The 9677-nt window shown below is 75.0% G+C and carries 7 protein-coding genes and 2 pseudogenes; 2 read left to right on the forward strand and 7 right to left on the reverse strand.

Annotation, left to right across the window (positions count from 1 at the left end):
- Nucleotides 1-118: 118 nt before the first annotated feature.
- From infB to rimP, 4 genes are all read right to left on the reverse strand, one after another.
- Nucleotides 119-3265 (reverse strand): translation initiation factor IF-2, encoded by a 3147-nt coding sequence (gene infB, locus ACFV4F_RS33165; RefSeq protein ID WP_380508153.1) that lies wholly within the window; start codon nt 3263-3265, stop codon nt 119-121.
- A gap of 215 nt (nt 3266-3480) precedes the next feature.
- Nucleotides 3481-3729, reverse strand: a complete 249-nt coding sequence (locus ACFV4F_RS33170) for a YlxR family protein (RefSeq protein ID WP_380445461.1) — start codon at nt 3727-3729, stop codon at nt 3481-3483.
- A gap of 127 nt (nt 3730-3856) precedes the next feature.
- On the reverse strand, nt 3857-4858 hold the full coding sequence (gene nusA / locus ACFV4F_RS33175; protein ID WP_380445460.1) for a transcription termination factor NusA: 1002 nt from the start codon (nt 4856-4858) through the stop codon (nt 3857-3859).
- A 54-nt stretch (nt 4859-4912) separates the two neighbouring features.
- Nucleotides 4913-5431 carry a ribosome maturation factor RimP gene (gene rimP / locus ACFV4F_RS33180; protein WP_380445459.1) on the reverse strand — a complete coding sequence of 173 codons (519 nt, stop codon included), beginning with the start codon at nt 5429-5431 and terminating at the stop codon, nt 4913-4915.
- 734 nt (nt 5432-6165) lie between these two features.
- Here rimP and ACFV4F_RS33185 point away from each other — a divergent pair.
- Nucleotides 6166-6723 (forward strand): ferritin-like domain-containing protein, encoded by a 558-nt coding sequence (locus tag ACFV4F_RS33185; protein ID WP_380508186.1) that lies wholly within the window; start codon nt 6166-6168, stop codon nt 6721-6723.
- 97 nt (nt 6724-6820) lie between these two features.
- Nucleotides 6821-7729 (forward strand): aminoglycoside phosphotransferase family protein, encoded by a 909-nt coding sequence (locus tag ACFV4F_RS33190; RefSeq protein WP_380445457.1) that lies wholly within the window; start codon nt 6821-6823, stop codon nt 7727-7729.
- Here ACFV4F_RS33190 and ACFV4F_RS33195 read toward each other — a convergent pair.
- The 3 genes and pseudogenes from ACFV4F_RS33195 to ACFV4F_RS33205 form a co-directional block, all read right to left on the reverse strand.
- Nucleotides 7702-8283, reverse strand: coding sequence for a GNAT family N-acetyltransferase (locus tag ACFV4F_RS33195; protein ID WP_380445456.1), 582 nt, complete (start codon nt 8281-8283; stop codon nt 7702-7704). The two genes, ACFV4F_RS33190 and ACFV4F_RS33195, sit on opposite strands and share 28 nt — an antisense overlap.
- Before the next feature lie 165 nt (nt 8284-8448).
- Nucleotides 8449-9054, reverse strand: a pseudogene (locus ACFV4F_RS33200) (GNAT family N-acetyltransferase); the annotation flags it as partial.
- A gap of 143 nt (nt 9055-9197) precedes the next feature.
- Nucleotides 9198-9476: pseudogene (locus tag ACFV4F_RS33205) on the reverse strand (DUF4081 domain-containing protein); the annotation flags it as partial.
- Between the last annotated feature and the right edge of the window lie 201 nt (nt 9477-9677).

The raw sequence follows: 9677 nt of genomic DNA on the forward strand, positions 1-9677 counted from the left end.
GGGGCCCGCCCCGACCCCGGCCCCCACCCCCGACTGTGGCCACCCCCCCCCCCACCCCCGCGCCCCGGGGCCGGGGCCCGGAAAACCCCCCCCGCCCCCCGGCCCCGGTGACCAGCGACTACGCGCGCGGCTTCTCGCGCATCTCGTAGGTCTCGATGATGTCCTCGACCTTGATGTCGTTGAACGACCCCAGGGTCACACCGGCCTCGAAGCCCTCGCGGACCTCGGTCGCGTCGTCCTTGAAGCGGCGCAGGCCCTCGATCGAGAGGTTCTCCGCCACGACCTTGCCGTCGCGCAGCAGGCGGGCCTTGGCGTTGCGGCGGATGATGCCGTCGCGGACCAGGACACCGGCGATGTTGCCGAACTTGGAGGAGCGGAAGACCTCGCGGATCTCCGCGGCGCCGAGGCGCACCTCCTCGTACTCCGGCTTGAGCATGCCCTTGAGGGCGTTCTCGATCTCCTCGATCGCCTGGTAGATGACCGAGTAGTACCGGACGTCCACGCCTTCCTTGTCGGCCGCGGTACGCGCACGGCCTTCGGCGCGCACGTTGAAGCCGATGATGATGGCGTCCGAACCCATCGCCAGGTTGACGTCGGACTCGGTGATCGCACCCACGCCGCGGTGCAGGATGCGGAGCTCGACCTCCTCGCCCACGTCGAGCTTGACGAGGGCGTCCTCGAGGGCCTCGACCGAACCGGAGACGTCACCCTTGATGATGAGGTTGAGCTGCTCGATCTCGCCGGCGGCGATGGCCTTGTCCAGGTCCTCCAGGGACACCCGGACCCGACGCTGCGCGAAGGCGGCGTTGCGGTCGCGGGCCGAGCGCTTCTCGGCGATCTGACGGGCGGTGCGGTCCTCGTCGACGACGATGAAGCTGTCGCCGGCGCGGGGCACCGAGGTCAGACCGAGCAGCAGCACCGGACGGGACGGGCCGGCCTCGGTGAGGCTGTTGCCGTTCTCGTCCAGCATCGCGCGGACGCGGCCGTAGGCGTCGCCCACGACGATCGAGTCGCCGACGCGGAGCGTACCGCGCTGGACGAGCACGGTCGCCATGGCGCCGCGGCCCTTGTCGAGGTGGGCCTCGATCGCAATACCCTGCGCGTCCTGCTCCGGGTTGGCCCGCAGGTCGAGCGAGGCGTCGGCGGTCAGGACCACGGCCTCGAGCAGCTGCTCGATGTTCAGGCCCTGGCGCGCGGAGATGTCGACGAACATGGTGTCGCCGCCGTACTCCTCGGCCACCAGACCGAACTCGGTCAGCTGACCGCGCACCTTGGTCGGGTCGGCGCCCTCGACGTCGATCTTGTTGACGGCGACCACGATCGGCACGCCCGCGGCCTTGGCGTGGTTGAGCGCCTCGACCGTCTGCGGCATGACACCGTCGTTGGCCGCGACCACCAGGATCGCGATGTCGGTGGACTTGGCACCACGGGCACGCATGGCGGAGAACGCCTCGTGACCCGGGGTGTCGAGGAAGGTGATCGGACGCTGCTCGCCGTTCACCTCGGTGACGACCTGGTAGGCACCGATGTGCTGGGTGATGCCACCGGCCTCGCCGGCCACCACGTTGGACTTGCGGATCGCGTCCAGCAGGCGGGTCTTACCGTGGTCGACGTGACCCATGACGGTGACGACCGGCGGGCGCGGGGCCAGCTGGTCCTCGTCGCCCTCGTCGGCGCCGAAGTCGATGTCGAACGACTCCAGCAGCTCGCGGTCCTCGTCGTCCCGGCTGACGATCTCCAGCTGGAAGCCCATCTCGCCGGCCAGCAGCTCGAGGGTCGCGTCGGAGACCGACTGGGTCGCGGTGACCATCTCACCGAGGTTGAACATGACGGAGACGAGCGCGGCCGGGTTGGCGTTGATCTTCTCCGCGAAGTCCATCAGCGAGGCGCCGCTGGACAGGCGAACGGTCTGGCCGTTGCCGCGGGGCAGCATCACACCGCCGACGGACGGGGCCTGCATGGCCTCGTACTCCTGGCGCTTCGCCCGCTTCGACTTGCGGCCACGGGCCGGACGGCCACCGGGGCCACGGCCGAAGGCACCCTGCGTGCCACCACGGGCACCCGGGCCACCGGGACGACCGCCGAAGCCACCCGGACGGGCGCCACCGAAGCCGCCACCGCCACCACCGGGGGCACCGCCACCCGGACGCGGGCCGCCGAAGCCGCCGCCACCGGCCGGACGCGAGCCCGGACCGGCCGGACGACCCTGGAAGCCGGGACGGGCGCCGCCGGCACCCGGACCACCCGGACGGCCGCCGGGGCCACCGGGGCCACGGCCGCCGGGACCCGGACGCGGGCCCGGAGCCGGACGCTGCGGCATCATGCCCGGGTTCGGGCGCGGCATGCCGGACGGGCTCGGCGCGCCGGGGCGCGGACCGGCCGGACGGGGCATGCCGTCGGGACGCGGACGGTCGCCACCGGGACGCGGGGCGCCACGGTCGGCACCGGGAGCACCGGCGGGACGCGGACGGTCGCCACCGGGACGCGGGGCGCCACGGTCGGCACCGGGAGCACCGGCCGGACGCGGACGGTCGCCACCGGGACGCGGGGCGCCACGGTCGGCACCGGGAGCACCGGCCGGACGCGGACGGTCGCCACCGGGACGCGGGCGGTCGCCGCCCTGCGCACCCGGAGCACCCGGACGGCCGCCCGGCGCGCCGGGACGGCGGTCGCCGGGGCGGGCCATGCCGGTGGCACTGCCCGAGGTGAACGGGTTGTTGCCCGGACGCGGGCCGGCCGGACGCGGGCCCGGACGGGCGCCGCCGGAGGCCTGCGCCGCCGGACGCGGGGCCTGGGCGGCCGGACGCGGGGCGTCACCGGCCGGAGCCGGCGAGGAGAACTCGGCCGCGGGCGCGGCCGGGGCCGCCGGAGCGGCGGGACGTGCGGCCGGGCGCGGACCCGGAGTCGGCGCGCCGGCCGGCTTCGGGGCTGCGGGGGCAGCGGGGGCGGCCGGGGCGGCGGGAGCCGCGGCGGCCGGGGTGGGACGGGGACCAGGGGTCGCGCTCGGGCGCGGCCCCGGGGTCGGGGCACCCGGCTTGGGGGCCCCGGAGGGAGAGGGCGCCGCGGACTTCCGCGGGCCCGGCTTGGCAGCGCCACCACCGGTGGGGGCCACACCAAGCGCGTCAGTCAGCTTGCGCACGACCGGCGCCTCGATCGTCGAGGACGCCGAACGGACAAACTCGCCGAGCTCGGTGAGCTTGGCCATGACGGCCTTGCTCTCCAAGCCAAGCTCCTTGGCGAGTTCGTAAACCCGGACCTTAGCCACTTCACTCCTGTCTATGAGTCCGGGGTGTCTCGTCCGCCGGACCGTCGCTACTTCATGGGCGTACCCATCGCGTACTCATCGCGTACTCATCGAGTGCTCATCGCAATCTCGACCTACTTCCACATCGCGAGGTACCTGACTGGTGGCACGGCGCGCGGCTGCCCGCCCGCCGTACTTGTTGCGGTGGTTCTCCGAAGCGGGGGGCCCGGGAGAAATCAGGACTCCGGGTTGCCGCCCGCCCGCCCCTCGATGAACCCGCGGAGCCGCTCCGTGTCGAGCGCGCCCTGGAGCCGGAAGGCCCGGGGGAACGCCCGACGGCGGACCGCGAGGTCGAGGCAGGCCGGATCGGGGTGCAGGTGTGCGCCCCGGCCCGGCAGTGCGCCACGGGGATCGGGGACGCAGACGCCCTCGACCGCCGTGACACGCAACAGCTGGTGCTTGGCCGCGCGCTTGCGGCAGCCCACGCAGGTGCGTTCCGGGCGTGCTCGGACATGCGTCCGGCCAGACGAAGGCAAGTCTACCCCTCCGAAGGGACATGGCGCCGCCCCGCCAGTCCCGGAGGACCGGCGGGGACGTCCGCTACAACATTGACTACCGCTCCGCGGATTCCTGGCCGGCGTCCTCGGTGTCCGGCCGGATGTCGATCCGCCACCCGGTCAGACGGGCCGCGAGGCGGGCGTTCTGGCCCTCCTTGCCGATCGCCAGCGACAGCTGGTAGTCCGGCACGATCACCCGGGCGGAGCGCTGGGCCGCGTCGACGATCTCCACGCTGGTCACCCGCGCGGGGGACAGCGCGGCGGCGACCATCTCGCGGGGGTCCTCCGACCAGTCCACGATGTCGATCTTCTCGCCGTGCAGCTCGCCCATCACGGCGCGCACGCGGGCGCCCATCGGGCCGATGCAGGCGCCCTTGGCGTTCAGCCCGGCGCGGCGCGACCAGACCGCGATCTTGGTGCGGTGGCCGGCCTCGCGGGCGATCGCCGCGATCTCCACGCTGCCGTCCGCGATCTCCGGGACCTCCAGCGCGAACAGCTTCTTCACCAGGCTCGGGTGCGTGCGCGACAGCGTCACCGACGCCCCGCGGACACCGCGGCGCACGGCCACGACGTAGCACTTCAGCCGGGTGCCGTGCCGGTAGTCCTCGCCCGGGACCTGCTCCTGCGGCGGCAGGATGGCCTCCAGCTTGCCGATGTCGACCAGCACGTTCTTCGGGTCGTTGCCCTGCTGGACGACACCGGTGACGATGTCGCCCTCCTTGCCCGCGTACTCGCCGAAGGTCTGGTCGTCGGCGGCGTCGCGCAGGCGCTGCATCATCACCTGGATGCCGATGCTGGACGCGATCCGGCCGAAACCGTTCGGGGTGTCGTCGAACTCCTTGGGCTCGACGCCCTCGTCCAGCTCCGCCGGGTCCTCCATCGCCCACACGGTGACGTGCCCGGACTTGCGGTCCAGGTGCACCCGGGCCCGGCGGCGCGAGCCCTCGGTGCGGTGGTACGCGGTGAGGAGGGCCGACTCGATCGACTCGACCAGCAGGTCGAAGGGGATGTTCTTCTCGTTGACCAGCGTGCGCAGGGCACTCATGTCGATGTCCACGGCTACGCCTCCTCGTCTTTCGTCACGTTCATCATGGTCCAGTGCGTGCGGCCGTCACTCCGCACCGTCGTCCCCCTCGTCGAGGAGCTCGTCGTCCTTGCGGTTGAACTCGACCTGGACGCGCGCCCGGGCCACCTCGGAGTACTCCAGGCGGCGCTCCTTCGGACGGCCGCGGCCCTTCACCGGCTGCACCTCGACCAGTGCGCCGTCCTCGTCCGCCTCCAGCACCCGCGCGACGACCTCCCCGCCGTCGGCCAGGTGGATCTTGGCCAGCCGGCCCTCGGCGCGCTGCCAGTGCCGGGGCAGCGCCAGCGGACGCTCGGCACCGGGGGATCCGACCTCCAGCAGGTACGCGCCGTCGCCCATCACGTCCGACTCGTCCAGGGCCTCGCCGACCACGCGGCTGAAGTCGGCGATGGCGTCCATGTCCACGCCGTCGTCGGTGTCGACGTCGATCTGCACCTGGCGGCGGCTGCCGGCCTGAGTGACCCTGACGTCCTCCAGGTCCAGGCCCGCCCGCGCGGCCAGCGGCTCCAGCAACGCGCGCAGCCGGTCGTTGGTGGTGGTGCTCATCCGGGTGGACTCCTCGGCCGCGTCTGCTGTTGTCAGAAGGTCGCTCCGCGTCCCGACGGGTCGCGGCAGCTCGGCCCAAAGCCTAGCCGGTGATGCCGCGAACCACCGATTCCGGGACCACACCGCCCAGGCCGTCCGCCACCCAGTGCGAGCAAGGTCACACCCGCCCCCGGCCCTCCTCCCGCCCCGGATCCGGGCCGAAATCGTGGGGATTCTGTAATCATTCACGCCTACGAGGGCAGGCGGGGAGGCCGTCCTCCCGTACACGCCCCGGAGTGACACGCATGCAGCCGCCCAGCCGACGGAGCTTCCTGGCCCTCGGACTGCTCTTGACCGCCGCCGCCTGCACCACCGGCCCCGACCGGGAGGCGCCCGCCGACGCCCGTCGGCCCGACCCGGACGAGCCCCTCCGCCGACGCGCCGTGACCGCCACCGACGCGCTGCTCGCGGCCTACGACGGCCTGCCGACGGCCCAGCTCCAGCCCCTGCGCGCCGAGGTCGCGGAGCACCGGGCGGCGCTGGCGCAGACCCTCACGCCTCCGACACCGCCCGCACCCTCCACCACCACACCGGGCGCCACCGCGCCGACCCCCACGGCCACTACGTCCCCCGTCACCACCACCGCCGAGCTGGCCGCCCTCGAACGCCGGACCGCTCAGGCCCACCTGGCCGACCTGGGCGCCGCGTCCCCGCAACTCGCCCGGCTCCTGGCCTCCGTCGCCGCGTCGGCCGCCGTGCACGCCACCGCGCTCGGCGACACCGCGCCCCCGGCCGCGCCGGACTCCTCGCCCTCCGCGACCCCGGGCGCGGCGCTCACCCCCGAGGCCGTCACCGCGCTCCAGGGCGCCCTGAACGCCGAACACGCCGCCATATACGGCTACGGCGTCGTCGGCGCGAAGCTCCCCGACGACCAGCAGCGCGCCGACGCGCGGACGGCCTACGCCGACCACCAGGCCCGCCGGGACGCGTGGCAGCGCCTCCTCACCGGCGTGGGAGCGACCCCGGGCCCGGCGGCCGCCGGCTACCAGCTGCCGTTCGCCGTCACCGACGCGGCCGCGGCCATCCGCCTCGCCGCCCACATCGAGACCCGGCTCACCGTGATCTACGCCGACCTGGTCACCGCCGTCCCCGCCCAGCAGCGCACCGCCGCGGCCGACGCCCTGCGCGAGGCCGCCCTCCACGCCCGCCGCTGGGGCGCGCCCCAGCGCGCGTTCCCGGGCATCGACGACCAGGCCACGGCGTCCCCGACCGCGTCGCCGACCCCGGCCCCGACCCCGTCCGCGACTTCCTGAGCCCGGCACCCTCCGCGCGACACTGACCTGCGCTTTCGCCCCGATCACCGACAATGGACGGGTAGCACCACGGGGGAACACCAACCGGAAGGCCGGCATGTCGGGAGCAGCAGCACAGATCACCGTGCCGGCATGGCTGGCGCGCAGCATCGCCGCGAGCCCCGGCGGCGACGCGGCCGGGGCCTGGCTGGCGGGCCTCCCGGAGCGGGTGGCCGCCCACCTGGACCACTGGGACCTCACCCTGGAGCGCATCCTCGACCCGGGGGGCAGCCTGAGCCTCGTCGCCTACGTCCACCGCGACGACCTCTCCCCCGCCGTGCTCAAGGTCGGCCTGGTCACGCCCGAGACGGCCACCGAGCACGCCGCGCTGACCGCATGGGCCGGCCGCGGCGCCGTCCTCCTCCTGGACGCCGTGCCCGCCGAGGGGGTCCTGCTCCTGGAGCGTCTGCACGGCGACATCCCCCTGCGGTCGCTCGCCGAGCCCAAGGCCATGCTGGAGGCGACCAGCCTCCTCCACCGCCTGTGGGTGCCGCTGCCCGAGGAGCACGCCTACCCCACCCTCGCCGACCGCGTCGCCGCCGGGGCCCCCGCCGTCGCGCCCCCGCCCGAGGCGGCCGCCCTCGTCGCCGAGGCCCTGGAGACCGGGACCGCCCTCGCGGCCTCCGCCACCGAGACGTTCCTGCTGCACGGCGACTTCCACCACGGCAACGTCCTCGCCGCCGACCGCGCCCCCTGGCTGGCCATCGACCCCCGCCCCCTCGCCGGGGAGCGCGCCTACGACCTGGCCCGCCTCGTCCTCGACCGCGCGGACACCGTGGTCGGCTCGGCCGGTGCGCCCGGCGCGATCCGCAGGCGGCTCCACCAGCTCTCCGAGGCCCTGGAGGTGGACCAGGAACGCCTGCGCGGCTGGACGCTCCACCGCGCCGTCGACCTCGGCCTGCGCGCCCTCGCCGCGCAGCGCCGGGAGGACGCCGAGCTCTACCTGGAGTTCGCCGGCGCGCTCTGAACCGCGCCCGCGCCCGGCCGCCGCAGCGGCAGCGGGGCCCCCATCACCGCGTACAGCCGGTCCGTGGCCGGGAAGCGCACCGCCCGCGCGAGGTCCTGGTACCCCAGGGAGCGGTACAGCCGCCGGGCCGGCGTCTCGGCGTCGATCGCCGACAGGATGCTCCGGTCGAGGCCCGAGCGCTCGCACAGTCCCCGGATCAGCCGCGAACCGACGCCCCGGCCCTGCCACTCGGGCAGCACGTGCAGCTCGGTGATGGCGAACACCCCGTCCAGCCAGTCCCCGTGCCCGCGGGAGACCAGGTAGGGCTCGATGACGGTGCTCCACCAGTGCTCGCGCCGGTTGGGCATCCCGTACCCGAAGCCGACGAGCCGCCCGCCGCTCATCGCGCCGAGGGCGATCACCCCGGGCTGCTGGGCGTGCCGGCCGACGATGTGCAGCCGGACGGCGACCTCCTCGGGCGTCAGCCCGAACGCCACGGCCTGGACGTCGAGCGCCTGCGGCGCCCAGGCCGCGAGGTCGATGGCCTCGATCGTCACCCCGGTCAGCTGATCCATGCCCCGGACGTTACTACCCGCGCCGCGCCGACGCGGGCGGAGCCGCAGATCAGCGCCGCCGACCCGGCCGAGCCGCCGGAGGAATCCCCCCTGGGGAGGCCCCACTTGAGGAAGCCCAACGTGAGGAAGCCCGATGTGAAAACAACGGGCGGGCGGACGTCCCCGTCAGAAGAGCACGCTCATGAACGCCCCGACCTCGCGGAAGCCCACGCGTCGATAGGCGGCCCGGGCGCGCACGTTGAAGTCGTTGACGTAGAGCGAGACCACCGGGGCGACCTCCCGCAGCGCGATGTCCAGCACCGCCGCCATCCCGGTCTCCGAGAGCCCCCGCCCCCGGTGCTCCGGCGCGACCCACACCCCCTGGATCTGGCACGCCCCTTCGGTCACCGCGCCGACCTCGGCCTTGAAGACCACCTCGCCGTCGTCCCCGAACCGCGCGAACGACCGTCCCGTGGAGACGAGTTCGGCGACCCGGGCCTGGTACAGCAGCCCGCCGTCCCCGGCCAGCGGCGACACCCCGACCTCCTCGGTGAACATCGCCACGCAGGCCGGCATCAGCGCCTCGACCTCGTTCCGCCGCACCCGCCGGACCAGCGGATCGGGGGCGATCTCCGCCGAGGACACCGTCGTGGCCATCAGCGGCTGGTGGGCGCGCACGTCCCGGGCCGGTCCCCAACTCCGTTCCAGGAGCGCCCAGAAGGCCGCCGTCGGTCCGGCCGGACCGACGATCGAGGAGCACCGGCGCCCCTGGCGCCGGGCCCGCGCCGCGAAGGCCAGGACCGCCCGCGGGCCGGCGGTGTCCAGCCCCGGGCCGGGCCCGCCCCCCACCTCGTTCCCGCGCCCCCCCTCCGGGCCGCGGGGGCCCCGCCGCCCCCGACTCCCGCGCCCCCCCGCCCCCCCGGCCCCCGCGCCCGCTCCGCGAAGGCCTGGACCGCCGGCGGACCGGCGTTGACCAGGACCAGGTTGGCCCCGGCGTAGCAGAGCGCGTCGAGGACGCCGTCCTCGTCGTACCAGCCCCACATCTCGCCGCCGAGCCGCCAGGGGTCGAGGCCGACCGACTCGACGCGGGTGGCGACGAAGGCGTTGGCGACCGGGTCCCGGTGGAGGATCTCCAGGGCGTCGGCGAGGTCGGGCGGCTCCAGCACGCGGGTGGTGGCCAGGGCGCGGGCGGCCTGGAACGAGCTGGGGAGCATCACACCTCGATCGAGCATCGAGACAGCACCTCACTGAGACGACTCTGGCCGCACCCTACTCCGTGGCCCCACCCGGCTACGGCCGCGGGGGGGGGGGGGGGGGGGGCGCGCGCGCGGCGGCGCGGGGCGGGGCCCCGCCGCCGCCCCCCCGCCCCGCGCGCGCCCGCCGGGGGCGGGGGGGGGGGGCGCCGGCGAGCGCCC

Source organism: Kitasatospora sp. NPDC059722 (genome assembly GCF_042733235.1).
GTDB lineage: Bacteria > Actinomycetota > Actinomycetes > Streptomycetales > Streptomycetaceae > Kitasatospora.

Coding starts and splice junctions, on each gene's coding strand:
- rimP (WP_380445459.1), bottom strand. CDS start 5,431: ATGAGCACCACCACCAACGACCGGCTGCGCGCGTTGCTGGAGCCGCTG.
- ACFV4F_RS33190 (WP_380445457.1), top strand. CDS start 6,821: ATGTCGGGAGCAGCAGCACAGATCACCGTGCCGGCATGGCTGGCGCGC.
- ACFV4F_RS33195 (WP_380445456.1), bottom strand. CDS start 8,283: ATGGATCAGCTGACCGGGGTGACGATCGAGGCCATCGACCTCGCGGCC.